Genomic DNA, 23,770 nt, shown 5'->3' with positions numbered 1-23,770 from the left:
CGCGGCGGCACCGACGCTCCGCGAAGGAGGAGACATGGGGCTGGAGGAATCGCCGTCGGGCTTCCTGCTCACGACGATCGAGGACCTCGCGGGCTACCTGCGCAAGGCGTCCGTGTGGCCGGTGACGTTCGGGCTGGCGTGCTGCGCCATCGAGATGATGGCGGCCGGCGCGTCGCGGTTCGACCTGTCCCGGTTCGGCATGGAGGTCTTCCGTGCCTCGCCGCGCCAGGCGGACCTGATGATCGTGGCGGGCCGGGTGAGCCAGAAGATGGCGCCCGTCGTGCGCCAGGTCTACGACCAGATGAGCGAGCCCAAGTGGGTGCTGTCGATGGGCGTGTGCGCGTCCAGTGGCGGCATGTTCAACAACTACGCGATCGTGCAGGGCGTCGACCACATCGTCCCGGTCGACATCTACCTGCCCGGCTGCCCACCGCGTCCCGAGATGCTGATCAACGCGATCCTGGCGCTGCACCAGCAGATCCAGGACACCCCGCTCGGGGTCAACCGGGTCGAGGCGGCGAAGGCGGCGGAGGCGGCGGCCCTCGAGGCCACGCCCACCTCGCAGATGATCGGGCTGCTGCGATGACCGCGGACGACGGGCGCGAGGTCGCCCGGGGCGGTCACGACCTGCCCGAGCCGACGGCGGAGCTCGTCGCCGAGCGCACCGGCATGTTCGGGGCGCACGGCACGGGGGACACGTCGGGCTACGGCGGGCTGGTGCGCACGGTGACGATGCCGCCGGCCGCGTCGCGGCCGTACGGCGGCTGGTTCGACGAGGCGGTCGACGTCCTCGCGGAGGTCCTGGACGAGCAGGGCGTCGCCTTCGCCGACGCCGTCGAGCGGGTGGTGGTCTTCGACCCGTGTCGGCGGGACGACGCCGGCCCGGGCACGGGCCCGAGCGACGACGCGGAGCTGACGCTGTACGTCGCCCGCGAGCACCTCGTGGCGGTGTGCCAGGTGCTGCGCGACGACCAGGACCTGCGCTTCGAGCTCTCGCTGGGCGTGTCCGGCGTGCACTTCCCGGACGACCCCGGCCGTGAGCTGCACGCCGTCTACCACCTGACGTCCGTGACCCACGCCCGTCGCTTGCGGCTCGAGGTGACGTGCCCCGACGAGGACCCGCACGTGCCCACCACCACGGGCGTGTACCCGACGAACGACTGGCACGAGCGCGAGACGTGGGACTTCTTCGGGATCGTCTTCGACGGGCACCCCGGGCTGGCGCGCATCGAGATGCCGGACGACTGGCCGGGTCACCCGCAGCGCAAGGACTACCCGCTCGGTGGCATCCCCGTGGAGTACAAGGGCGCCACGGTCCCGCCGCCGGACACGAGGAGGCAGTACTCATGAGCGCGCCTGCCAGCGACATGCCGCGCACGCCGCCCCGTGCGCGTTCCACGCGGCCGCCCGAGGAGGACTACGGGCCCGGGGTGCCGGGCTTCGAGGCCTCCGGCGGTGACTGGGACGAGATCGCTCGTGAGGCGATCGGCGAGGAGCGGATCGTCGTCAACATGGGCCCCCAGCACCCGTCGACGCACGGCGTGCTGCGGCTGATGCTGGAGATCGACGGCGAGACGGTCACGGAGGCCCGCTGCGGCATCGGCTATCTGCACACCGGCATCGAGAAGAACATGGAGTTCCGTACCTGGACGCAGGGCACGACGTTCTGCACCCGGATGGACTACCTCGCGCCGCTGTTCCAGGAGACGGCCTACTGCCTGGGCACCGAGCGGCTGCTCGGCATCACCGACGAGGTCCCCGAGCGCGCGAGCGTCATCCGCGTGCTGATGATGGAGCTCAACCGCGTCGCCTCCCACCTGGTCTGCCTCGGCACGGGCGGCAACGAGATGGGCGCCACGACGGTCATGACGATCGGCTTCACGGCGCGCGAGGAGATCCTGCGGCTCTTCGAGGCGATCACGGGGCTGCGGATGAACCACGCGTACGTGCGTCCGGGCGGGGTCGCGACGGACACCCCCGAGGGCTTCACCGACCAGGTCCGGGCGGCGCTGCCGAAGGTCCGCGGCTACCTGGGCCAGCTCGGCGACCTGATGCTGGCCAACCCCATCTTCAAGTCCCGGCTCACCGACGTCGGGGTGCTGAACCTGGCCGGCTGCTTCGCCCTCGGCATCACGGGCCCGGTGCTGCGCTCGGCCGGTCACCCGTACGACGTGCGCAAGACCTTCCCGTACAGCGGCTACGAGACGTACGACTTCGACGTGCCCACCGACACCGCGGCCGACTCGTACTCGCGGGTCGTGCTGCGCCTGGAGGAGTGCTACCAGTCGCTGAAGATCGTCGAGCAGTGCTTGCGGCGGCTCGACGACACCGTCGGCGCCCCCGTGATGGTGGCGGACAAGAAGATCGCCTGGCCCGCACAGCTCGCCGTCGGCGCGGACGGCCAGGGGAACTCGCTCGACCACATCCGCCACATCATGGGCACCTCGATGGAGGCCCTCATCCACCACTTCAAGCTGGTGACCGAGGGGTTCGGCGTCCCCGCCGGGCAGACCTGGCAGACGATCGAGCACCCGCGCGGGGAGCTGGGCGTGCACCTGGTCTCCGACGGCGGCACGAGACCGTACCGGGCGCACTTCCGCGACCCGTCGTTCAACAACCTCCAGGCCGTGTCGGTGCTGTGCGAGGGCGGCCAGGTGGCCGACGTCGTCGTCGCCGTCGCGTCCCTGGACCCGGTGCTGGGAGGGGTGGACCGATGACGGCCGAACCGGTGGGGGCGCGTTCCCGCACGGGCTACGACGCCGAGACGCTGGCCGCGCTCACGGCCGACGCCGAGCAGATCGTGGCCCGGTACCCCGACCCTCGTTCAGGCTTGCTGCCGCTGCTGCACCTGGTGCAGTCCGTGGACGGCTACGTGAGCCGCGACGGCATCCTGTTCTGCGCCGAGCAGCTCGAGATGACCGCGGCGGAGGTCTCGGCCGTGGCGACGTTCTACACCCAGTACAAGCGGCACCCCAACGGCACGTACACCGTGGGCGTGTGCACCAACACGCTGTGCGCCGTGATGGGCGGGGACGCGATCTTCGACCGGCTCTCGGAGCACCTCGACGTCGGGCACGACGAGACGACCGAGGACGGCTCGATCACCCTCGAGCGCGTCGAGTGCAACGCCGCCTGCGACTACGCGCCGGTGATGATGGTCAACTGGGAGTTCTTCGACAACCAGACGCCGGACTCGGCCGTCGAGGTCGCCGACCGCCTGCGGGCGGGCGAGCAGGTCGCCCCGACGCGCGGCGCGGCCAGCGTGTGCTCGTTCCGGCAGACGAGCCGGGTCCTGGCCGGGTTCACCGACGGTCGTGCCGACGAGGGCGTCGGGGCGGGAGGTCCCACCCTCGAGGGGTTGCGGATCGCGCGCGAGCAGGGGTGGACGGCGCCCTCCGCGGACCGCTCCGAGCCTGCCGTCGAGCCGGCGGCCGAGGTGCCTCCGGAGACCGGCACCGCGCAGTCCAGCGCCGAGCGCAAGCCCGCCACGACGCAGGACGAGAAGCCGGGCATGCCGGACGCCGCGGAGCCCGGCAAGGGAACGGAGGGTTCCGATGACTGACATGCTCACCCCCGTCCTCACCGAGACCTGGGACGCCGAGCGGTCCTGGAGCCTGGACACGTACCTCGCCCACGGCGGCTACGAGGGCCTGCGCACCGCGCTCACGCGGGACCCCGCCGACCTGGTGCAGCTCGTCAAGGACTCCGGCCTGCGCGGACGCGGCGGTGCCGGCTTCCCCACCGGCATGAAGTGGGGGTTCCTGCCCCCGCCCGACGGCGGGCCGCGCTACCTCGTGGTCAACGCCGACGAGTCCGAGCCGGGCACCTGCAAGGACATCCCGCTGATGCTGGCCAGCCCGCAGCACCTCGTCGAGGGCGTGGCGATCACCAGCTACGCCATCGGGTGCCACCACGCGTTCATTTACGTGCGCGGCGAGGTGCTGCACGTCTACCGGCGGCTGCTCGCCGCCGTCCAGGAGGCCTACGACGCCGGGTACCTGGGCATCGACGTCCAAGGGTCCGGGTACGACCTCGAGGTCACCGTGCACGCAGGGGCCGGGGCGTACATCTGCGGCGAGGAGACGGCGCTGCTGGACTCCCTCGAGGGCAAGCGGGGTCAGCCCCGTCTCAAGCCGCCGTTCCCCGCCGTCGCCGGCCTGTACGCCCGGCCCACGGTCGTCAACAACGTGGAGTCGATCGCGTCCGTGCCGGGGATCGTGGCCCAGGGCGCCGACTGGTTCGCGTCGATGGGCACCGAGAAGTCCCAGGGCCACGGTCTGTTCTCCCTGTCCGGGCACGTCACCCGGCCCGGCCAGTTCGAGGCGCCGCTGGGCATCACCCTGCGTGAGCTGCTCGACCTGGCAGGCGGGGTGCGCGAGGGCCACGAGCTGAAGTTCTGGACGCCCGGAGGGTCGTCGACGCCCCTGTTCACCGCCGAGCACCTGGACGTGCCGCTGGACTACGAGTCCGTGGGCGCCGCGGGTTCCATGCTCGGCACGCGGGCGCTGCAGATCTTCGACGAGACGACGTGCGTCGTCCGCGCGGTGAGCCGGTGGACCGACTTCTACGCCCACGAGTCCTGCGGCAAGTGCACGCCCTGCCGGGAGGGCACCTACTGGCTCAAGCAGGTGCTGCACCGCATCGAGGCCGGTGACGGCACCGGTGCCGACATCGACCTGCTGCTCGACCTGTGCGACAACATCCTGGGGCGTGCGTTCTGCGCGCTCGGCGACGGGGCGACCTCGCCCATCACGTCGAGCGTCCAGTACTTCCGCGAGGAGTACGAGGCGCACCTCGACGGGCGCGGGTGCCCGTTCGACCCGGCCCGGTCCACCCTGTTCGACGACACGCCCCAGGCGCCGCCGGCGCTCGCGGGCGCGGGAGGCCACTGATGACCGCCACCACCGAGAAGACGAGCGCGGGCGGCCCGGCGGAGCGACCCGTCGAGACGGTGACGTGCACGATCGACGAGGTCGAGATCACCGTGCCGAAGGGCACGCTGATCATCCGTGCCGCCGAGCAGGTCGGCATCGAGATCCCCCGGTTCTGCGACCACCCGCTGCTCGAGCCGGCGGGCGCCTGCCGCCAGTGCCTCGTCGAGGTCTCCATGCCGGACCGCGAGGGCAACCTGCGGGCGATGCCGAAACCGCAGGCCTCCTGCACGATGACGGTCACCCCGGGCATGGTCGTCAAGACCCAGCGCACCTCGGCCGTCGCCGAGAAGGCGCAGGAGGGGGTCATGGAGCTGCTGCTCATGAACCACCCGCTCGACTGCCCGGTGTGCGACAAGGGCGGCGAGTGCCCGCTGCAGAACCAGGCCATGAAGAACGGGCGGGCGACCTCCCGGTTCGCGGACGTCAAGCGGACCTTCCCCAAGCCGATCCAGGTCTCGTCGCAGGTGCTCCTGGACCGCGAGCGCTGCGTCCTGTGCCAGCGGTGCACCCGGTTCAGCGAGGAGATCGCGGGCGACGAGTTCATCGCCCTGCAGGAGCGGGGCGCGGACCAGCAGATCGGCCGGTTCGACGAGGAGGTCCTCGACTTCGCCCCGCCCGGGGACGACCGTTCGAAGGTGGTCGACGTCCCGCTCGGCATCGCCCAGCCGGACGCCTCCGGGCAGCCCTTCGCGTCGTACTTCTCCGGCAACACCGTGCAGATCTGCCCGGTGGGTGCGCTGACCGGGGCGAGCTATCGGTTCCGCTCGCGCCCGTTCGACCTGGTCTCCACGCCGGGCGTCGCGGAGCACGACGCGTGCGGGGCGGCGATCCGCGTCGACCACCGGCGCGGCAAGGTGATGCGGCGCCTGGCCGGCGACGACCCGACAGTCAACGAGGAATGGATCACCGACAAGGACCGCTTCGCGTTCACGTGGCAGTCCGCCCCGGACCGGATCGCGACCCCCCTGGTGCGCCAGGACGGTGAGCTGCGGCCCGCGTCGTGGGTCGAGGCCCTCGAGGTCGCGGCGCAGGGGCTCGCGGCGGCCCGCGACGACGGCGGCGTCGGCGTCCTGCCGGGCGGCCGGCTCACCGTGGAGGACGCGTTCGCCTGGTCGCGGTTCGCCCGGACCGTGCTGCACACCGACGACGTCGACCAGCGGGCCCGGGTGCACTCGGTCGAGGAGACCGCGTTCCTGGCCCATGCGGTGGCGGGGACGGGCGTCGGCGTCACGTTCGCCGAGCTCGAGGCCGCCCCCGCGGTGCTGCTCGCGGGGCTGGAGGCCGAGGAGGAGGCCGGGATCACGTTCCTGCGGCTCCGCAAAGCCGCCCGGGCCGGCTCCCGCATCTTCTCGGTGGCGCCGTTCCGCAGCCGAGGTCTCGCCCGTCTCGACGGGACCCTGCTGCCGACGGCACCCGGCACCGAGGCCGACTGGCTCGGCACGCTGGCCACCCAGGCCGCCGGTGACCTGCCGCCCGCGGGAGCCGACCGCGGCTCCCTCGAGGACGTGGCGGGCGCGCTCGGCCAGGAGGGCGCCGTCGTGCTGGTCGGTGAGCGCCTCGCCGGCGCACCGGGAGGCTACTCGGCGGCGCTGCGGCTGGCCGCGGCGACCGGTGCCCGGCTGGCGTGGATCCCCCGGCGTGCGGGGGAGCGCGGCGGTGTCGAGGCGGGCCTGCTGCCCGGCCTGCTGCCCGGCGGCCGGCCGCTCGTGGACGAGGACGCCCGCGAGCAGGTCGCCGCGGCGTGGGGCGTCGACGCGTCGACGCTCCCGGAGAACCCCGGTCTCGACACGGACGGCATCCTCGACGCACTCAGCGTCGGGCAGCTCTCCGGGGCTCTGGTCGGTGGTCTCGAGCTGGCCGACCTGCCGGCTCCCGAGCACGCGCGGCGGGCGCTGGGCGGGGCCCGGTTCGTCGTCGCCCTGGAGGTGCGGCGTACGGAGGCGACCGACCTGGCCGACGTGGTGCTGCCCGTCGCCCCGCCGGTCGAGCGGGCCGGCTCGTACTGGAACTGGGAGGGTCGCGTGCGGTCGTTCGGACAGGCCCTCGACTCGTCGGCGCTGCCGGACCACCGGGTGCTCGACGCGCTCGCCGCGCAGCTCGACGTGGACCTCGGGGCGGCCGAGCCCCTGGCCGCGCACCGGGCCGTCGCGGTGTTCGGCGCCTGGACCGGTCCGCGGACGGACGCCCCCCGGGCACGGGCGGCCGAGCCGGCCGCCGTCGCCGCCGGCACGGCCGTGCTGGCGAGCTGGCACCTGATGCTCGACGACGGGGCCCTGCAGGACGGCGAGGAGCACCTGGCGGGGACGGCGAAGCGGCCGGTGGCACGGATCAGCGCGGTCACCGCCGCCGGGTTCGACGTCTTCGACGGGGACCTGGTGACGGTCTCCACGGACCGCGGCGCGATCACCGTGCCCGTGGCCATCACCGAGATGGTGGACCACGTGGTGTGGCTGCCGACGGCGTCGCGGGGCTGCCGGATCCACGACGACCTGGGCGCCAGGCCCGGCGACCCGGTCCGGATCGCCCCCGCCGAGAAGGGAGCGGACGCATGATCCCCGGAGTCGCCGCGGACTTCAGCGCGGACACCCTCGTCACGAGCATCGTCAAGGCCGTGCTCGTCGTGGTGTTCCTGCTGACCAGCGTGCTCTTCGCGATCTGGTTCGAGCGCAAGGTCGTCGCCCGCATGCAGGTGCGTCCCGGCCCGAACTGGCACGGCCCCAAGGGTCTGCTGCAGTCGTTGGCCGACGCCATGAAGCTGCTGCTCAAGGAGGACCTGTCGGTCACGCGCGCCGACCGGGTGACCTACCTCCTGGCACCGATGATCTCGGTGTTCTGCGCCCTGCTCGTCTTCGCCGTCATCCCGTTCGGTCCCAGCGTGACGATCCCGTTCACCGACTACTCGACGCCGGCCCAGCTGACGGACTTCCCCGTGGCGACGCTCTACGTCCTGGCGTGCGCGTCCATCGGCGTCTACGGCATCGTGCTCGGCGGCTGGTCGTCGGGCTCGACCTACCCTCTGCTCGGGGCGGTGCGGTCGACCGCGCAGGTCATCAGCTACGAGCTCGCGATGGGGCTGTCCCTGGTCAGCGTGTTCGTCATGGCCGGGTCGATGTCGACGTCCTCGATCGTGGAGTCGCAGACGCAGCTGTGGTGGTTCCTCCCGCTGGCGCCGGCCTTCGTGGTCTACGTCATCTCGATGGTGGGCGAGACGAACCGGCTGCCGTTCGACCTTCCGGAGGCGGAGGGCGAGCTCGTCTCGGGCTACATGACCGAGTACTCCTCGATGAAGTTCGCCTGGTTCTTCCTCGCGGAGTACATCGCGATGATCAACGTCTCGGCCGTGGCCACCACGCTGTTCCTCGGCGGGTGGCGCGCCCCGTGGCCGCTGTCGATGATCGGCGACGGCGTGCTCAACACCGGCTGGTGGCCGGTGCTGTGGTTCCTCGCCAAGGTGTGGCTGCTGATGTTCTTCTTCGTGTGGGTGCGCGGCACCCTGCTGCGGCTGCGCTACGACCAGTTCATGGTGTTCGGCTGGAAGGTGCTCATCCCGTTCGCGCTGGTGTGGCTGGTGGCGCTCGCCACCTTCCAGTGGCTGGGGCTCGCGGGCATCACGCGGACGCAGATGATCGTCGCGATCGTCGCGGTGGCCGTCCTGGTGATGCTGCTCCTGTGGCTGTGGCCCGACCGGAAGGCGCCCGACAGACCGGCGGACGAGGACGGCGACGGCGAACGTTTCGACGCCTTCGCCGACGGCTACCCGGTGCCCCCGCTGCCCGGGCAGCGCCTGCCCGTCTCGCCGCGGGCGCGCCGCACGGTGCCCCCGGCGGCGCAGGGCGAAACATCTCCGGCAGACGTCGACGCGGAGGAGACGCGATGACCGACAAGCCCTACGAGCCGCTGCGCCCGACCAAGGGTCCGGTGGGGGAGTTCTTCGCCCCGGTCGCCGGGTTCGGCGTGACGTTCTCGTCGATGTTCAAGCCGACCGTCACCGAGGAGTACCCCCGGAAGAAGACCCCGCCGCAGACGCGGTACCACGGCCGCCACCAGCTCAACCGGTACGCCGACGGTCTGGAGAAGTGCATCGGCTGCGAGCTGTGCGCCTGGGCGTGCCCGGCCGACGCGATCTACGTCGAAGGTGCGGACAACGCGGACCTGGCGGAGAACGACGGCTCGGCCGAGCCGGTGCACATGTCGCCCGGGGAGCGGTACGGCCGCGTCTACCAGATCAACTACCTGCGGTGCATCTTCTGCGCGCTCTGCATCGAGGCGTGCCCGACGCGGGCGCTCACGATGAGCAACGACTACGAGATCGCGGGACCCAGCCGCGAGGGGATGATCTACGAGAAGCAGGACATCCTCGCGCCGCTGTCCGAGGGGATGCTCGCGGGGCCGCACCCCATGGTCGAGGGCACCACGGACACCGAGTACTACCGCGGCGAGGTGACGGCACCCACGGCTGCCCAGGTCGACTGGGTGCGTGAGCACCGCCCGGACGAGCCCACGCTCGACGCCGCGGCCGCCGTCGTCGCCGGGGACGCCCCGCCACCCACGCCCGACCAGCACCGGCTGCGCCCCGACCAGGACCGGGCCGCGGCCACGCGCGCCGCGGCGCAGGAGTCGAACCTCGACGGCCGGACCGCGCTGGGGACGGAGGCGCACCCGTGACCGGCGGCGAGGAGGTCCTCTTCTGGGTGCTGGCCCCGCTGATGGTGATCGCGGCTGCCGGGCTCCTGGTGGTACGGCGGGCGGTGCACGCCGCGGTCTGCGTCGTCTTCGTGATGATCGGCCTCGCGGTGCTCTACGTGGCGCAGGAGGCGCCGTTCCTCGGGATCGTGCAGGTGGTCGTGTACACCGGCGCCGTCATGATGCTGTTCCTCTTCGTGCTGATGCTCGTCGGGGTGGACGCGGCCGACTCGCTCACCGAGACCATCCGCGGCCAGCGCTGGATCGGGGTGCTGCTCGGTGCGGGGCTCGCCGCGGTGCTGCTCGGCGTCGTCGCCCAGGCGACGTTCCCGCCGTCGGCGGGGCTGGCCGAGGCCAACGCGGTCACGAACCCGGTGGCGCTGGCCCGGGTGCTGCTGCAGCACTACGTGGTGGCGATGGAGGTCGTGGGCATCCTGCTCGTCACGGCGGCGCTCGCCGGGCTGGTGCTCACGCACCGGCGCCGGCTCGGGAAGAAGCCGACGCAGCGGGCGCTGGCCGATGCGAAGGTCGCGCTGCTGCCGACCGGTCGCCACCTCACCCCTCTGCCGGCACCGGGGGTCTACGCGCAGAACAACGCGATGGACACCCCGGCGCTCGGGCCGGACGGCCGCCCGCTGGAGCACTCGGTGCCGCGGGTGCTGCGCATCCGGGGTCAGCAGCGCTCGGCCACGGAGCTGCTCACCGCCGAGGAGACGCTCGTGCAGCGGATCGAGCCGGGTTCCCGGCCGGACGAGAACGGGGAGGACCGCTGATGGACCTCGTGAACTACCTCTACCTCGCGTCGATCCTGTTCGCGCTCGGTGCGACCACGGTGCTGCTGCGGCGCAACGCGATCGTCGTGTTCATGGGGGTCGAGCTGATGCTCAACGCCACCAACCTGGCGCTCGTGACGTTCGCCCGCATGCACGGTGACATCACGGGCCAGGTCCTCGCCTTCTTCGTCATGGTGGTGGCCGCCGCGGAAGTCGTCGTGGGCCTGGCGATCATCGTGACGATCTTCCGCGCCCGCCGGTCGGCCTCGGTCGACGACGTCAACCTGCTCAAGAGCTAGAGGGGCCGACGACTTCGATGATGCAGACTCTTTCCCTCGCGCCCTGGCTGGTCGCCACGCCGCTGATCGGTGCGGCGCTGCTGCTCCTGGTGGGCCGGCGCAGCGACCGGTGGGGGCACTGGCTCGGCCTGCTCGCCTCCACCGCGACGTTCGTCCTCGGCCTGGTGATCCTCCTCGACATGCTGGGCGTGGCCGCCGAGGACCGGGTGGGCGTCCACACCACGGCCAGCTGGATCGACGTCGGTCCGCTGCAGGTGGACCTCGGGTTCCAGGTGGATCCGCTGTCGATGACGTTCGTCATGCTGATCACCTTCGTCGGCTCGCTGATCCACCTGTACTCGGTGGCGTACATGTCGCACGACCGTGACCGTCGCCGGTTCTTCGCCTACCTCAACCTGTTCGTCGCGGCGATGCTCTTGCTGGTCCTCGCGGACTCCTACCTGCTGCTGTTCGTCGGCTGGGAGGGCGTGGGCCTCGCCTCGTTCCTGCTCATCGGGTTCTGGGACCACCACCTGCCCAACGCGGTGGCGGGCAAGAAGGCGTTCGTCATGAACCGGGTGGGGGACATGGGGCTCATCGCGGCGATGATGCTCATGCTCGCCACCTTCGGCGGGGTGGACTTCGCCACCGTGCTCGGCTCGGCCGAGGCGGCTGACCAGGGCACGGCGACGGCGATCGGCCTGCTGCTCCTGCTCGCCGCGTGCGGCAAGTCGGCCCAGCTCCCGCTGCAGGCGTGGCTCGGCGACGCGATGGCGGGTCCGACGCCCGTCTCCGCGCTCATCCACGCCGCCACGATGGTCACGGCCGGCGTGTACCTGCTGGTCCGCTCCGGCCCGGTCCTCGAGGCGGCGCCGGACGCCCAGCTCGTCGTCGCGATCGTCGGCGCGCTGACCCTGCTGTTCGGGGCGGTCGTCGGCTGTGCCAAGGACGACATCAAGAAGGCGCTGGCCGCCTCGACGATGTCCCAGATCGGCTACATGATGCTCGCGGCGGGCCTCGGCCCGGTCGGGTACGCGTTCGCCATCTTCCACCTGCTCACGCACGGGTTCTTCAAGGCGGGGCTGTTCCTCGGGGCCGGGTCCGTGATGCATGCGATGGACGACGACGTGAACATGCGCCGCTTCGGCGGCCTGTCCCGGCTGCTGCCGGTCACGGCGATCACCATGGGGCTGGGCTGGCTCGCGATCCTCGGCGTCCCACCGTTCTCGGGCTTCTACTCCAAGGACAAGATCATCGAGACGGCGTTCGTGGGCGAGGGCTGGCGGCCGTGGGTCTTCGGGATCGTCGCCCTCGTGGGCGCGGGCATCACCGCCTACTACATGTCGCGGCTGTTCTTCATGACGTTCATGGGCCGCCGGCGCTGGGCCACCGAGCTCGCGGGCGGTGCGGGCCGTGACGGTGCGGGCGGCGACGGGACCCCCGTGCGGCACCCGCACGAGTCGCCGTGGCTCATGACGCTGCCGATGATCGTGCTTGCGATCGGGTCGGTGGGCCTCGGCTTCGTGCTCAACGCGGGGGACCGGTTCGTGCACTGGCTGGAGCCCGTGACGGGTCACGCCGAGCATCACGACCCGGTCCTGCCGATCTGGCTGATCATGACGCTCACGCTGCTCCTCGTGGCCGTCGGCCTGGCGCTCGCCTTCTGGCAGTTCGCGACGCGCCCCGTGCCGACGACGCCGCCACCCGCCCCGGCGCTGGTGCGTGCGGCCCGGGTGGACCTGCACCAGGACGACGTCAACGAGGCGGTCGTCATGCTCCCCGGCAAGGTCGTGACCCGCTCGTTGGTCTACGCCGACCGCACCGCGGTCGACGCCGGGTGGCTGGGGCTGGCCGGAGGTGTGGGACGGCTCGGTACGGCCCTGCGCGGTCTGCAGTCCGGGTACGTCCGGCAGTACGCCGCGATGACCCTGGGTGGTCTGGGCGTGATCGTGCTCGTGATCTGGCTGTTCTCCGGCCAGGGGGCGAGCTGAGACATGGAAGGGATGACGATGTCCAGCTTTCCCTGGCTGACCGCCCTGGTGGTGTGGCCGTTGGTCGCCGCGCTGGCCACGGTGCTGACGGGCGCGGGGCGCGGACGCCCGGCCTCGGGCGCCGCGACCGGCGGTGGAGCGTTCGGTGCCGGCTCGGCCCGCACGGTGGCCCTCGTCGGCGCGCTCGTGGAGGTGGCCATGCTGGTCGGCGCCTTCGCGGCGTTCGACACCGCGGCGGCGGGCACCCACCAGCTCACCGAGACGTACGCGTGGATCCCGGCGCTCGGGGCGAGCTACGCCGTCGGCGTCGACGGGGTCTCGCTCCTGCTCGTGGCGCTGAGCGTGGGGCTCGTGCCGCTGGTGATCCTCGCGGCCTGGCACGAGCAGGGTGGCGACCACGTCCGCCTGCGGCGCTACCTCGCCACGGTGCTCGTGCTGCTCTCCTTCATGGTCGTGGTCTTCACGGCGCGGGACGTGTTCCTGTTCTACGTGGTCTTCGAGGCCATGCTGATCCCCGCCTACTTCCTCATCGGCGGCTTCGGGCAGGGCGCGCAGCGCCGGTACGCGGCCGTGAAGTTCCTGCTGTTCTCCCTGGCCGGCGGCCTGGTGATGCTGGCCGCCGTCGTCGCGCTGTACCTGCAGGTCCCGGTCGACGCCGCGACGGGTCTGCGTCCGGACGACGCGTTCCTGACGGACAACGTCACGGGGCTCGCGCTCGACCCCACCGCCGAGCGCCTGATGTTCTGCGCCTTCTTCCTGGCGTTCGCGATCAAGGCGCCCATGTTCCCGGTGCACACCTGGCTGCCGGACGTCACCCAGAACGCGACGCCGGGCACGTCCACGCTGCTCATCTGCGTGCTGGACAAGGTGGGCACCTTCGGGATGCTGACGCTGTGCCTGCCGCTGTTCCCGGAGGCGAGCCGCTGGGCCGCCCCGGCGATCATCGTGCTCGCCGTGATCTCCATCCTGTACGGCGCGATCCTGGCGATCGGCCAGACGGACGTCCTGCGGCTCATCGGCTACACGTCGGTCTCCCACTTCGGGTTCATCATCCTCGGCATCTTCACCTTCACGTCGCTGGGGATCTCGGGCGCGAGCTTCATGATGCTCAACCACGGCATCTCGACCGGTGCGCTGTTCCTCGTCGCCGGGTTCGCGATCGCCCGGCACCCGCGGCGCAGCCAGCAGATCGCCGACTACGGCGGGATGCGCAAGGTCGCGCCGGTGCTCGGAGGAACCTTCCTCGTCGCCGGCCTCTCGGCCCTCGCGCTGCCGGGCCTGGCCACGTTCGTCTCGGAGATCATGGTCTTCCTCGGCGCCTACGCGCGCTGGCCCGCCGCCGTGCTCGTCGCGGTGCCCGCCGTCGTGCTGGCCGCGGTCTACGTGCTGCTGACCTACCAGCGCATGTTCACCGGGGAGGTCGCGCCGGACCTGAGCGGCGCGAAGGACCTGGACGCCCGCGAGAAGACGGTCGCGGGCGTGCTCGTGGCGGCCCTGGTGGTGCTCGGGCTGGTGCCCGGTCCGGCGCTGGACTACGTCCGCGACCCGGCGGGCGTCTCTGTCGAGCACGTGGGTGAGACCGATCCGGAGCCCGTGTTCGGGGCTCTCGAGGGGAGCGAGCAGTGAACGCGTTCGAGGCACCTGAGATCGACTGGGCCGTCCTGTCGCCCGTCCTCGTCGTGCTGGCCGCCGGGGTGATCGGGGTGCTCATCGAGGCCTTCGTCCCGGACCGGGTGCGGCGCACCACGCAGGTCGTGCTCACGCTGGCGGCGCTGGCGGGGTCGCTGACGGCGGTCGTCCTCCTGTGGGACACCGTCGCGACCGACGGCTACGCGTTCGTCGTCGACGGGACGTTCCTGCTCACCCCGTTCACCCTGGGTATCCAGGCCGTGGTGGCGATCCTCGCGATCCTCGGCGTGCTGGTGATCGCCGACCGCACCCGCACGGGGGAGGACTCCTTCGCACCCACGGCGGCCGCCGTGCCGGGCACCACGTACGAGGACGCCGCCCGGGAGGCAGGGCTGCAGCAGACGGAGATCTACCCGCTGGTGCTGTTCGCGACCGGTGGCATGCTCCTGTTCCCGGCGACCGACAACCTCATCGTGCTGTTCATCGCGCTCGAGGTGCTGTCGCTCCCGCTGTACGTGCTGTGCGCGACGGCCCGCCGTCGTCGGCTGCTGAGCCAGGAGGCCGCGTTCAAGTACTTCCTGCTCGGGTCCTTCGCGAGCGCGATCATGCTGTTCGGCATCGCGCTGGTCTACGGGTTCGCCGGCACGGTGAGCCTCGAGGGCGCCCTGCTGGCGCTGGCCCACCCGGAGAGCCCGGTGCTGGAGCTCATGCCTGCCCTGGCGATCGCCGGCGTGCTGCTCATCACCGTGGGCCTGCTGTTCAAGATCGGCGCCGCGCCGTTCCACACGTGGACACCGGACGTCTACCAGGGAGCACCGACGCCGATCACCGGGTTCATGGCGGCCTGCGTCAAGGCGGCCGCCGTCGGGGCGCTGGTCCGCGTGGTCTTCACCCTCGCGCTGGGCCTCGACGAGCCGTTGCGCCGTGACCTGGAGGTGGGCTTCTGGGCGGTGGCGATCCTGACGATGCTGGTCGGCACGGTCGCCGGTGCGGTGCAGACGGACGTCAAGCGCATGCTGGCGTACTCCTCGATCGCGCACGCAGGTTTCCTCACGGTGGCGTTCGTCGGCTTCTCCGAGACCGGGGCGCAGGCGGTCCTCTTCTACGTCCTGGCCTACGGGCTGGCGACGCTCGGCGCGTTCGCGGTCGTGACGCTCGTGCGCGAGCAGGACGCCGACGGCGTGGTGCTCGGCGAGGCGACGCACCTGTCGCAGTGGGCGGGCCTGGCGCGCCGGTCACCGTGGCTCGCGGCGGCGTTCTCGCTGTTCCTGCTGTCGATGGCGGGGATCCCGCTCACGGCGGGCTTCATCGCCAAGTTCGAGGTCTTCTCCGCCGCCGTGGCGGCGGGCGCCTGGCCCCTGGCGGTGCTCGGCGTGCTCGCCTCGGCGGTCGCGGTGTTCTTCTACGTGCGCCTGATCGTGCTCATGGTGCTGACACCTCCCACCGAGGAGACCGAGGACGTCACGGAGGCTGCCGGCCCGGAGCCATCGCCCGCCGGGGCATCGCCCACCGGCGCGTCGGCCGACGGCGCCGCACCGGCGACCGGCACCCTCACCGCTGCCGAGGCCACCCGGGCCCGGGCGGCCGTGGTCGTGGTGCGCTCCCGCGGTCTCGCCACGACGGCGATCGTCGCCTGCGCCGTCGGGGTGGTGCTGCTCGGCATCCTGCCGCAGGTCGCGCTGGACTGGGCCTCGCAGGCGGCCACGTTCCGGCCGCTGCAGCCGTGACGTCCGGTTCGCCGCCCCCGGGCCCGGGCAGATAGGTTCGGACCGTGACCCGTGCTTCTGACGCCTCGGCTGGTGCTCCTGCCGCGCTGCCGACCGCGATTCCCGTGAGCGACCACGCGCTGGCCGACCGTCTCGCGGGACGGCTGGCGCAGGTCGACGCCACGCTCGACGCCGCCGTGGCGTCGACCGACGCACTCGCCGACGACGCGTCGCGCCACCTCATCGCGGCCGGCGGCAAGCGGTTCCGGCCCCTGCTCACGCTGCTCGCCGGCGAGCTCGGCGACGGCGCCGACCCCCGGCTCGTCGACGCGGCGGTCGTGGTCGAGCTCACCCAGGTCGCGTCGCTCTACCACGACGACGTCATGGACTCCGCGCCCGTGCGCCGCGGGGCACCGTCGGTGCACTCGGTGTGGGGCAACACCGTCGCGATCCTCGTCGGGGACCTGCTGTTCGCCCGGGCGTCGGCCCTGGTGGCGGGTCTCGGGCCGGAGGCGGTCGTGCTGCAGTCGCGCACCTTCGAGCGGATGTGCCTGGGACAGCTCCACGAGACCACCGGCCCCGCCGCCGGGGCGGACGCCGTCGAGCACTACCTGCAGGTGCTCAGCGACAAGACCGCGTCGCTGCTGGCCACCTCCGCCCGGCTCGGCGCCATGTTCGGCGGGTGCGCCGACGACGTGATCGACGCGGTGACGGGCTACGGCGAGAAGGTGGGCGTCGCCTTCCAGCTCGCCGACGACGTGCTCGACGTCGCGTCGTCGGGCGACGAGTCGGGCAAGACCCCCGGCACGGACCTGCGCGAGCACGTGCCGACCATGCCGGTGCTGCTGCTGCGCCGGCGCGTCGAGCGCGGCGAGGCCACGCCGTCGGACATCGACCTGCTGGCCCGCCTGGACGGCGACCTGTCCGACGACGCCGCGCTGTCCGCCGTCGTGGCGGACCTGCGGGGGCACGGCGTGCTGGCCGAGACGCGCGAGCTCGCCGTGCGCTGGGCCCGCGAGGCGGCCGCCGAGCTGGCGCCGCTGCCCGACGGGCCGGTCAAGCAGGCGTTCGACGACCTGGCCACGGCGCTGGCCGACCGGGCCGTCTGAGGCCGTCCGCCTGACGCCACCGGCTGACCGGCGGCGGTGCCGGTCAGCCGGTGCGCGTCACGACGCCTGTGTCATGACACGGTGATGCCGGTCGTGTACGCCCCCGAGCCCGCGTAGGCGTGGACCACGACGCGGTAGTAGCCCGACGACGCCGAGTACGTCAGCGAGTCGAGGTGCGAGGTCGTCGTGCCCTGGGCGACGCTCGACCAGCCGCTGCCGTTCCATCGCTGCAGGTAGACGTCGTAGTCGGCGGTCGAGGGGCCCTCGACGCAGGCGGTGATCGTCGCCGCGCTGCTCTGGTTCCAGTAGCTGCCGTCGGGGTGCACGGCCTGCCCGCCCTGGTTCAGGGATCCGTCGCCCGTGGAGGACGAGCCGGTGCAGGCCGGGTCCTCACCGCCGCCGCCCCCGCCGCCGCTGGTGACGAGCGTGAGGTCGTAGCGGTTCAGGATCGGGTTCACCGGCTGGAAGAAGGTGGTACCGCCGGTGCTGCAGCTGCCGGACCCGCCGGAGGTCACGCCCTGCGCCTGGTCGCCGGCCAGCAGCGAGCCGCCGGAGTCGCCGGGCTCGGCGCAGACCGTGGTCCGGATCAGGCCGCTCACGCTGCCCTGCGGGTAGGTGACGGTGGCGTTGTAGGCCTGGATGGTGCCGCAGTGCCAACCGGTGGTCGAGCCGGAGCGGCACACCTGCGAGCCGACCGGCGCCTGCGTGGAGCCGCCGACCTCGACGACGCCACCGGAGTAGTCGTTGACCGCGCCGACGGGGGTGTTCCCCGCCGCGGTGCGCACCCAGGCCATGTCGCTGCCCGGGAAGACCGAGCCGGCGAAGGTGCCGCTCGGCTGGGACGTCGTCGCGCCGGTGGCCCCGCAGTGACCGGCGGTGACGAACCCGGTGGTCACGGCGAAGCCGACGGAGCAGCGTGACCCGCCGCCGGTGTAGTAGGCGTTGCCGCCGACCACGTCCTGGTAGGTCCGCGGCTCCTCGGTGGTGACCTCGAAGGTCACAGCGCGCTGGGGGACCCCGGCCGCTCGGGCGGCCTGGCGGGCCTCGCCGCGGGACCCGCGGTGGACCTGCACGACGAGGGTGTTCTCGGCGAGGTCGACGTAGGTGCCGGGGACGCCGTCGACCCCGGACAGGGACGCGGTGAGGGAGGCCTGCCACGCCTCGAGGTCCTCGAGCGCGTAGCGGGCGGTGACGGCCTTCGCCCCGGCCTGGCGGACGGTCGAGACCTGGGCCTGGTCGGTGACGGCGGCGTAGACGACGTCGTCGTCGGTGTCGAGCCACAGCCCCGCGAAGTCGTCGCCGAGCGCGTCGTCGAGCTCGTCGAGGGTCACGGAGGCCTCGGCCTGGAAGTCCAGGCGCTCGACGGCGCGGTCCTCGGTCACGTCGAGGTCGTCCTGCATGGCCTCGAGCAGCTCGTCGGGGTACTTCTCCGCGAGGTCCGCGCCGCCGATCGGCTCGTCGGCGTCGGCGTCGGGGGTGGGGGGCGCGGCGTGGGCGGTGAACGCCGAGGCCGTGAGCGTGAGCGTCGCCGTCGTGGTGGCGAGCCTCCTGAAGGTCGTACGTCTCATGGAGCTTCCTTCCGTCAGGTGCCGGGCCGGTTGCCCGGCTCCTTCACGGTAGGCTCCATCTTCAGTTTCTGCTCAGATAACACTCAGGTCATACCGAGGCGGTATGCAGACACAGCCAGTAGCCTCGAGCATCGATCGGAGATCCGGGACCAGCCTCGCCGGTGCGATCGGATCTCGCCCGTCGAACGGCTCTCAGACGGAGGCGAGCCGAGCGGCCGTGAGGGCGAGCGCCGTGCTGACGAGCATCGCCGGGCCGAACGCGATCGCCGTCTTGCGGGTGGCCCGCCGCGCGACGACGAGGACGAGCGCCACGAGACCGCCGACCAGGAACGGCAGCACCGCGGCGGCCCACAGCACGGACCAGCCGTACCAGGCGCTGACCACGCCGAGGAGGACCGCCAGCTTGACGTCGCCGAGCCCGAGGCCGGACGGGCTGACGAGGTGCAGCAGCAGGTATCCCGCGCCGAGGGCGCCGGCGCCGAGCAGCGCGCGCAGGGCGGCGTCCCAGGATCCGTCGGCGAGCGCGGCTACCGCCAGGAGTGCGCCGACGACGGCGGTCGCCGGGTAGGTGAGCGCGTCGGGCAGGCGGTGCGTCGCCGCGTCGACCACGCCGAGCGCGACGCCCGCGGCCGCTGCCACCGCGAGCGCCGGCGTCGACCACCCCGGACCGCTCGCCCAGATCGCCCACACCACGGCGAGCGCGCCACCGACGGCGATGCGGCGCCGGTACGGCGTCACCTCGAGGCGGGCTCGTGCGAGGAGGGTGGGCACGCGAGGATCGTAGGCGAGATGCCACGGCCGCAGGTCGGTCGTCCACAGGCCAGGCGGCGGGCCCGTCGCCTGCGGTAGTCTCCGTGCCCGTCCTGCCGTCGACGGAGAGGCCCGATCTCGTGAACGCCCGGAACAAGCGCGTCCTCTACGTCACGGCGCTGGTGGTGATCGCCGTGGTCTCCCTCCTGCGGCTCGCACTCGACCTGCGGGACGGCGCCACCGACGCCGCGGCGATCTGGGTCGCGCTGCTCGTCGTCCTGGTGATCGTCGGTGCTGTGCTCGGGACGTTGCGGCACCGGGTCGCGGGGTGCGCCGCCCACGCCGCCCGGCGGCGCCCGGGGATGGTGGTGGTGCCGGGCTTCACGACGGCGGAGATGCCGGACGTCGCACGCCACCAGGGGGCGTCGGCGCGGGGCTGGCTCGCGATGGGTGGCAGCCCGGTGGCCGTCGTCGTCACGCCGACCGAGCTCGAGGTGTGGGCCCGGCGCGAGGAGGGCCCGCGGTGGGTGGTGCAGCGCACGCCCGACGGCGTCACCGACGGCCCTGCGGTGTTCGGTGGACGCGAGGTGCCCGCCGTGTGGGCGCACGACGGGCTCACGGCCGTGGTCCTCGTCCCCGCCTACCGCCCGCTGCGCGCCGCGGCCGGCACGGTCGGCGCCGACGTCGCCCGGGCCGTGGCCGAGCTGAGGGGCGCGGTGCCCGTGGCCGGTGCGCGCTGAACCAGTGCTAACTACCCGATGAGGTGGTCCCCGGCCGCGACGATCTGCACCACGCACAGGCCCGCGACCGCCATGGAGAGCAGGAACGGCGCCCGGCTGCGGGGCCGTGTCACGCCGAGGATGCCGGCCCCGACGGCCAGGGCGAGGGCGACGACGGTCAGCACGGCCCTCGTCGCCGTCGGCTGACCCGGCGGGCCCAGGAGGGTCACGAGGCTCCCCGCGGCCAGGACCGCGGGGGCGAGCACGGCGGACACCCGCCGGCCGAGCCGGTGCGGCAGCCCGCGCACCGCGGTGGCGGCGTCGTCGTCCAGGTCGGGCAGCACGTTGGCGACGTGGGCGCCGACACCGAGCAGCGCTCCGGCGAGCACGGCCCACCCGGCCACGCCGCGTCCGCCTCCGCTCGCGGCGACGACGAACGCGGGCAGCAGCCCGAACGCCACGGCGTAGGGCAGCCACGACCAGACCGTCCGCTTGAGCCAGAGGTTGTAGGTCCAGCCGCCGGCGACGACGCCGAGGTTGGCGAGGCCGGCGGTCAGGCCCGTCGAGAAGCCGAGCACCGTGCTGAGGACCAGGGCGCCGAACGCCGCCGTGCGCAGCGTCCCGGGGTCGACCAGGCCGGAGACGGTCGGCTTGTCGACCCGCCCCACCTGGCGGTCACGGGCGGCGTCGAGCCAGTCGTTGCTCCACCCGATGGCGAGCTGGCCCGTGCCGACGGCCGCGGTGATCAGGACGGCGCGACCCAGGCTCGTCGCGACCTCGAGCGCCAGGGCGGCGGCGAACAGCGTGACGGTCAGGGCCGGTGCCGGGTGGGTGGCAGCCACCATCGCGCGGGTGCGTGTACCGAGTCCGGTCATGCCTGTGAACGTAGTGCCCGCGCGTCGCGGCCGCCGAGGTGCCACGATGCCAGCATGCCCCGTGTGCTGGCCGTCGCCCCCGCACTACCCCCGGACGTCTACCCGCAGCAGCAGATCTCGGACGCCATCGTGCCGCTGCTCGCTCCCGACGGTCCGCGCCGTCGGCTGGCCCACCGGGTGCACGCCGCGTCGGGGGTCGACACCCGCCACCTGGCGCTGCCGATCGACGAGTACGCGGGCCTGACGTCGTTCGGCGACGCGAACGGCCACTTCGTCCGCGTCGGCACCGACCTGGCGGAGCAGGCGTGCCGGGCGGCGCTCGCGGACGCGGGCACCGCGCCCGAGGAGGTCGACCTGGTGCTCTTCACGTCGGTGACGGGCATCGCCGCCCCTTCGCTGGACGCCGCCCTGGTGCACCGGCTCGGCCTGCGTCCCGACGTGCGGCGCCTGCCGTCCTTCGGGCTCGGCTGCGCCGGGGGCGCGGCCGGCCTGGCGCACCTGCACGAGTACCTCGTCGGCCGTCCGCGCCAGGTCGCCCTGCTCGTCTCGGTGGAGCTGTGCTCGCTGACGTTCCAGCGCGACGACACCTCGACGGCCAACCTCGTCTCGTCGGGGCTGTTCGGCGACGGGGCGAGCGCCGTCGTCGTGGGCGGTGACCGGGCCCGCGCCGTCCGCGACCCGGGGCCGGCAACGGCGTCGAGGCCGGCGCCCCACGTGGTCGGCACCCGCAGCCACCTGTACCCGGGCACGGGGGACGCGCTCGGTTGGGACGTGCGGGACACCGGGTTCGGCATCGTGCTGTCGCCCGAGCTGCCCCGGCTGCTCGGCGCGCACCTGGCGGGGGACGTCAAGGATCTCCTGGCGCCCCACGGGCTGACGCCGGACGACGTCGCGACGTGGGTGGTGCACGCCGGCGGCCCCAAGGTGGTGGACGCGGTGCGCGACGCGCTCGACCTGCCCGAGGCTGCCGTGGCACGCACGCGGGCCACGCTCGCGGCCGAGGGCAACCTGTCGTCGTCGTCGGTGCTGCACGTGCTGGCGGCGACGCTGGCCGACGGCGAGCCGGGACCGGGGGAGTGGGCCGTGCTCATGGCGTTCGGGCCGGGGGTCGCCGCGGAGCTCGTGCTGCTGCGCGGCGACCGGGAGGCGGTGGGCCCATGAGCGTCGCGCTGTACGTCGCCCTCGTCGTGGCGACCGGCCTCGAACGGCTGGCGGAGCTCGTCGTCTCCGCGCGGCACGCCCGCTGGTCGTTCGAGCGTGGCGGCGTGGAGTCCGGGCGGGGGCACTTCGGTCCGATGGTCGTCCTGCACTCGGCGCTGCTGGTGGCCTGCGTGGTGGAGGTGGTCGCGCTGGACCGGCCGTTCCTGCCGTGGCTGGGCTGGCCGATGCTGGCCGTCGTGGTCGCGAGCCAGGGTCTGCGCTGGTGGTGCATCGCCACGCTCGGGCCGCAGTGGAACACCCGCGTGATCGTCGTGCCCGGCCTGTCGATGGTCCGGCGCGGGCCGTACCGGTGGATACCGCACCCCAACTACGTCGCCGTCGCGCTGGAGGGCATCGCGCTGCCGCTCGTGCACTCGGCGTGGATCACCGCCGTCGCGTTCACCGTGCTGAACGCCTGGTTGCTGCTCGGCTTCCGGATCCCGGCGGAGGAGCGCGCGCTGCGCGGGGCGCTGGGACCGGGGCCGGACCCCGGGCGTCGGTGAGCGCCGACACCGACGTCCTGGTGGTCGGGGGCGGGCCGGTCGGGCTCGCCGCAGCGGTCGAGGCGCGCCGGGCCGGGTTCGACGTCGTCGTCCTCGAACCGCGCGCCGCCCCCGTCGACAAGGCGTGCGGCGAGGGTCTGCTGCCCGGCACGCTCGCCGCCGTGCGACGCCTCGGGGTGGACCCGGCGGGCTGGGACCTGCGGGGGATCTCCTACCGGCAGGACGGCACGGTCGCCGACCACCGGTTCCGCGACGGCCCAGGCCGCGGGGTGCGGCGCACGGTGCTGCACACCGCGCTGCACGAGGCGGCGCTCGCGGCGGGCGCGACCGTCGTGCCCGGCCGCGTCGGCACGGTGGGGCAGGACGACGACGGCGTCACGGCGGGCGGCGTGCGGGCCCGCTGGCTGCTGGCGTGCGACGGGCTGCACTCGCGCGTGCGCCGGGAGGTGGGGCTCGAGGTGGCGCCGGGGCGCCGGGCGCCGAGGCCCAGGTCGTCCGGCGGCGGCCGGCGCTTCGGCCTGCGGCGGCACTACCGGTTGGCCGCGTGGTCGGACCGGGTGGAGGTGCACTGGGGCCCCCGCGTCGAGGCGTACGTGACCCCCGTGGCGGCGGATCTCGTGGGGGTGGCTCTCCTCGGGCCGCCCGGCATCGTGTTCGACGACGAGCTCGCGACGCTCCCCGAGCTCGGGGACCGGCTGGCGGACGCCGGGCCGGCCGGGCCGGTGCGCGGGGCCGGGCCGTTGCGGGTGCGGTCGTCGGCCCGCACGCGGGGCCGGGTGCGGCTGGTCGGCGACGCCTCCGGGTACGTGGACGCCTTGACGGGCGAGGGCCTGAGGGTCGGGTTCGCGCAGGCACGTGCCGCCGTCGTGCACCTCGACGACGCCGGGTCGTACGAGCGGGCGTGGCGGCGGGTCACGCGGGACTACCGACTGCTGACGGGCGGGCTGGTCGCCGCCGCGACGTCGCCGGTCCGGCGCGGCGTGGTGCCGGCCGCGGCGCACCTGCCGGGGATCTTCGGTGCGGTGGTGGAACGGCTCGCACGGTGAGTGGTC

At 73.1% G+C, this 23,770-nt stretch carries 21 protein-coding genes; 18 read left to right on the top strand and 3 right to left on the bottom strand.

Going from position 1 to position 23,770, the window contains the following annotated elements; all coding sequences use genetic code 11:
• Positions 1–34 precede the first annotated feature (34 nt).
• The 14 genes from UQW22_RS01360 to UQW22_RS01295 all read left to right on the top strand — a co-directional run bounded on the left by UQW22_RS01360 (position 35) and on the right by UQW22_RS01295 (position 17,103).
• Positions 35–586, top strand: coding sequence for an NADH-quinone oxidoreductase subunit B family protein (locus UQW22_RS01360; RefSeq protein ID WP_171782371.1), 552 nt, complete (start codon positions 35–37; stop codon positions 584–586).
• Positions 583–1,350, top strand: coding sequence for an NADH-quinone oxidoreductase subunit C (locus UQW22_RS01355; protein ID WP_407319043.1), 768 nt, complete (start codon positions 583–585; stop codon positions 1,348–1,350). Before UQW22_RS01360 ends, UQW22_RS01355 begins: the two co-directional genes overlap by 4 nt.
• A complete protein-coding gene (locus UQW22_RS01350; RefSeq protein ID WP_407319042.1) occupies positions 1,347–2,717 on the top strand; it encodes an NADH-quinone oxidoreductase subunit D in 1,371 nt (456 codons plus the stop codon). The genes UQW22_RS01355 and UQW22_RS01350 overlap by 4 nt, the downstream gene beginning before the upstream one ends.
• A complete protein-coding gene (nuoE, locus tag UQW22_RS01345) occupies positions 2,714–3,562 on the top strand; it encodes an NADH-quinone oxidoreductase subunit NuoE (protein WP_407319041.1) in 849 nt (282 codons plus the stop codon). The genes UQW22_RS01350 and nuoE overlap by 4 nt, the downstream gene beginning before the upstream one ends.
• Complete coding sequence (gene nuoF / locus UQW22_RS01340) at positions 3,555–4,892, top strand: NADH-quinone oxidoreductase subunit NuoF (protein ID WP_407319040.1); 1,338 nt, start codon at positions 3,555–3,557, stop codon at positions 4,890–4,892. The genes nuoE and nuoF overlap by 8 nt, the downstream gene beginning before the upstream one ends.
• Complete coding sequence (locus UQW22_RS01335; RefSeq protein ID WP_407319039.1) at positions 4,892–7,486, top strand: NADH-quinone oxidoreductase subunit G; 2,595 nt, start codon at positions 4,892–4,894, stop codon at positions 7,484–7,486. Before nuoF ends, UQW22_RS01335 begins: the two co-directional genes overlap by 1 nt.
• A complete protein-coding gene (nuoH, locus tag UQW22_RS01330) occupies positions 7,483–8,811 on the top strand; it encodes an NADH-quinone oxidoreductase subunit NuoH (protein WP_407319038.1) in 1,329 nt (442 codons plus the stop codon). Before UQW22_RS01335 ends, nuoH begins: the two co-directional genes overlap by 4 nt.
• Complete coding sequence (gene nuoI / locus UQW22_RS01325; protein ID WP_407319037.1) at positions 8,808–9,599, top strand: NADH-quinone oxidoreductase subunit NuoI; 792 nt, start codon at positions 8,808–8,810, stop codon at positions 9,597–9,599. The genes nuoH and nuoI overlap by 4 nt, the downstream gene beginning before the upstream one ends.
• A 41-nt stretch (positions 9,600–9,640) precedes the next feature.
• A complete protein-coding gene (locus UQW22_RS01320; RefSeq protein WP_407320694.1) occupies positions 9,641–10,390 on the top strand; it encodes an NADH-quinone oxidoreductase subunit J in 750 nt (249 codons plus the stop codon).
• A complete protein-coding gene (gene nuoK, locus UQW22_RS01315; RefSeq protein ID WP_277208319.1) occupies positions 10,390–10,689 on the top strand; it encodes an NADH-quinone oxidoreductase subunit NuoK in 300 nt (99 codons plus the stop codon). The genes UQW22_RS01320 and nuoK overlap by 1 nt, the downstream gene beginning before the upstream one ends.
• A 20-nt stretch (positions 10,690–10,709) precedes the next feature.
• Positions 10,710–12,659: an NADH-quinone oxidoreductase subunit L gene (nuoL, locus tag UQW22_RS01310; protein WP_407320693.1), complete on the top strand. Its 1,950-nt coding sequence runs from the start codon at positions 10,710–10,712 to the stop codon at positions 12,657–12,659.
• A 12-nt stretch (positions 12,660–12,671) separates the two neighbouring features.
• The gene (locus tag UQW22_RS01305; protein WP_407320692.1) at positions 12,672–14,285 is read left to right on the top strand and encodes an NADH-quinone oxidoreductase subunit M; all 1,614 of its coding nucleotides are present in this window, start codon (positions 12,672–12,674) and stop codon (positions 14,283–14,285) included.
• Positions 14,282–16,015 (top strand): NADH-quinone oxidoreductase subunit NuoN, encoded by a 1,734-nt coding sequence (nuoN, locus tag UQW22_RS01300; protein WP_407319036.1) that lies wholly within the window; start codon positions 14,282–14,284, stop codon positions 16,013–16,015. Before UQW22_RS01305 ends, nuoN begins: the two co-directional genes overlap by 4 nt.
• A gap of 104 nt (positions 16,016–16,119) precedes the next feature.
• Positions 16,120–17,103, top strand: coding sequence for a polyprenyl synthetase family protein (locus tag UQW22_RS01295; protein WP_407319035.1), 984 nt, complete (start codon positions 16,120–16,122; stop codon positions 17,101–17,103).
• A 71-nt stretch (positions 17,104–17,174) separates the two neighbouring features.
• Here UQW22_RS01295 and UQW22_RS01290 read toward each other — a convergent pair whose 3' ends face one another.
• Both UQW22_RS01290 and UQW22_RS01285 read right to left on the bottom strand, forming a co-directional pair.
• The gene (locus UQW22_RS01290) at positions 17,175–18,671 is read right to left on the bottom strand and encodes a S1 family peptidase (RefSeq protein ID WP_407319034.1); all 1,497 of its coding nucleotides are present in this window, start codon (positions 18,669–18,671) and stop codon (positions 17,175–17,177) included.
• Between the two features lie 192 nt (positions 18,672–18,863).
• Positions 18,864–19,442 (bottom strand): prepilin peptidase, encoded by a 579-nt coding sequence (locus UQW22_RS01285; protein ID WP_407319033.1) that lies wholly within the window; start codon positions 19,440–19,442, stop codon positions 18,864–18,866.
• A gap of 119 nt (positions 19,443–19,561) precedes the next feature.
• Here UQW22_RS01285 and UQW22_RS01280 point away from each other — a divergent pair, with 119 nt between their 5' ends.
• A complete protein-coding gene (locus UQW22_RS01280) occupies positions 19,562–20,161 on the top strand; it encodes a hypothetical protein (RefSeq protein WP_407319032.1) in 600 nt (199 codons plus the stop codon).
• Positions 20,162–20,172: 11 nt separating this feature from the next.
• On the opposite strand, the gene UQW22_RS01275 is transcribed toward UQW22_RS01280, so the two are convergent.
• A complete protein-coding gene (locus UQW22_RS01275) occupies positions 20,173–21,015 on the bottom strand; it encodes a UbiA family prenyltransferase (RefSeq protein ID WP_407319031.1) in 843 nt (280 codons plus the stop codon).
• A gap of 54 nt (positions 21,016–21,069) precedes the next feature.
• Between UQW22_RS01275 and UQW22_RS01270 the strand changes: the two genes are divergently transcribed.
• From UQW22_RS01270 to UQW22_RS01260, 3 genes are read left to right on the top strand one after another with little or no spacing between them, the layout of a single operon-like run.
• A complete protein-coding gene (locus tag UQW22_RS01270) occupies positions 21,070–22,176 on the top strand; it encodes a type III polyketide synthase (protein ID WP_407319030.1) in 1,107 nt (368 codons plus the stop codon).
• Complete coding sequence (locus tag UQW22_RS01265) at positions 22,173–22,718, top strand: isoprenylcysteine carboxyl methyltransferase family protein (protein WP_407319029.1); 546 nt, start codon at positions 22,173–22,175, stop codon at positions 22,716–22,718. The genes UQW22_RS01270 and UQW22_RS01265 overlap by 4 nt, the downstream gene beginning before the upstream one ends.
• Entirely contained in the window at positions 22,715–23,764 is a 1,050-nt protein-coding gene (locus tag UQW22_RS01260; RefSeq protein WP_407319028.1) for an NAD(P)/FAD-dependent oxidoreductase, read from the top strand. The genes UQW22_RS01265 and UQW22_RS01260 overlap by 4 nt, the downstream gene beginning before the upstream one ends.
• The last annotated feature ends 6 nt before the right edge of the window (positions 23,765–23,770 follow it).

Source organism: Isoptericola halotolerans, assembly GCF_045689585.1.
GTDB classification, from domain to species: Bacteria; Actinomycetota; Actinomycetes; order Actinomycetales; family Cellulomonadaceae; genus Isoptericola; species Isoptericola halotolerans_B.
This window is presented reverse-complemented; position numbering and strand designations above follow the sequence as displayed.

Bases quoted from the DNA above. Each gene is read 5' to 3' on its own strand.
- UQW22_RS01290 (WP_407319034.1), bottom strand. From the start codon at position 18,671: ATGAGACGTACGACCTTCAGGAGGCTCGCCACCACGACGGCGACGCTC.
- UQW22_RS01270 (WP_407319030.1), top strand. From the start codon at position 21,070: ATGCCCCGTGTGCTGGCCGTCGCCCCCGCACTACCCCCGGACGTCTAC.
- nuoK (WP_277208319.1), top strand. From the start codon at position 10,390: ATGGACCTCGTGAACTACCTCTACCTCGCGTCGATCCTGTTCGCGCTC.
- UQW22_RS01265 (WP_407319029.1), top strand. From the start codon at position 22,173: ATGAGCGTCGCGCTGTACGTCGCCCTCGTCGTGGCGACCGGCCTCGAA.
- nuoF (WP_407319040.1), top strand. From the start codon at position 3,555: ATGACTGACATGCTCACCCCCGTCCTCACCGAGACCTGGGACGCCGAG.
- UQW22_RS01320 (WP_407320694.1), top strand. From the start codon at position 9,641: ATGGTGATCGCGGCTGCCGGGCTCCTGGTGGTACGGCGGGCGGTGCAC.
- UQW22_RS01335 (WP_407319039.1), top strand. From the start codon at position 4,892: ATGACCGCCACCACCGAGAAGACGAGCGCGGGCGGCCCGGCGGAGCGA.
- UQW22_RS01360 (WP_171782371.1), top strand. From the start codon at position 35: ATGGGGCTGGAGGAATCGCCGTCGGGCTTCCTGCTCACGACGATCGAG.
- nuoE (WP_407319041.1), top strand. From the start codon at position 2,714: ATGACGGCCGAACCGGTGGGGGCGCGTTCCCGCACGGGCTACGACGCC.
- nuoI (WP_407319037.1), top strand. From the start codon at position 8,808: ATGACCGACAAGCCCTACGAGCCGCTGCGCCCGACCAAGGGTCCGGTG.
- UQW22_RS01305 (WP_407320692.1), top strand. From the start codon at position 12,672: ATGACGATGTCCAGCTTTCCCTGGCTGACCGCCCTGGTGGTGTGGCCG.
- nuoH (WP_407319038.1), top strand. From the start codon at position 7,483: ATGATCCCCGGAGTCGCCGCGGACTTCAGCGCGGACACCCTCGTCACG.
- nuoL (WP_407320693.1), top strand. From the start codon at position 10,710: ATGCAGACTCTTTCCCTCGCGCCCTGGCTGGTCGCCACGCCGCTGATC.
- UQW22_RS01350 (WP_407319042.1), top strand. From the start codon at position 1,347: ATGAGCGCGCCTGCCAGCGACATGCCGCGCACGCCGCCCCGTGCGCGT.
- UQW22_RS01355 (WP_407319043.1), top strand. From the start codon at position 583: ATGACCGCGGACGACGGGCGCGAGGTCGCCCGGGGCGGTCACGACCTG.
- UQW22_RS01275 (WP_407319031.1), bottom strand. From the start codon at position 21,015: ATGACCGGACTCGGTACACGCACCCGCGCGATGGTGGCTGCCACCCAC.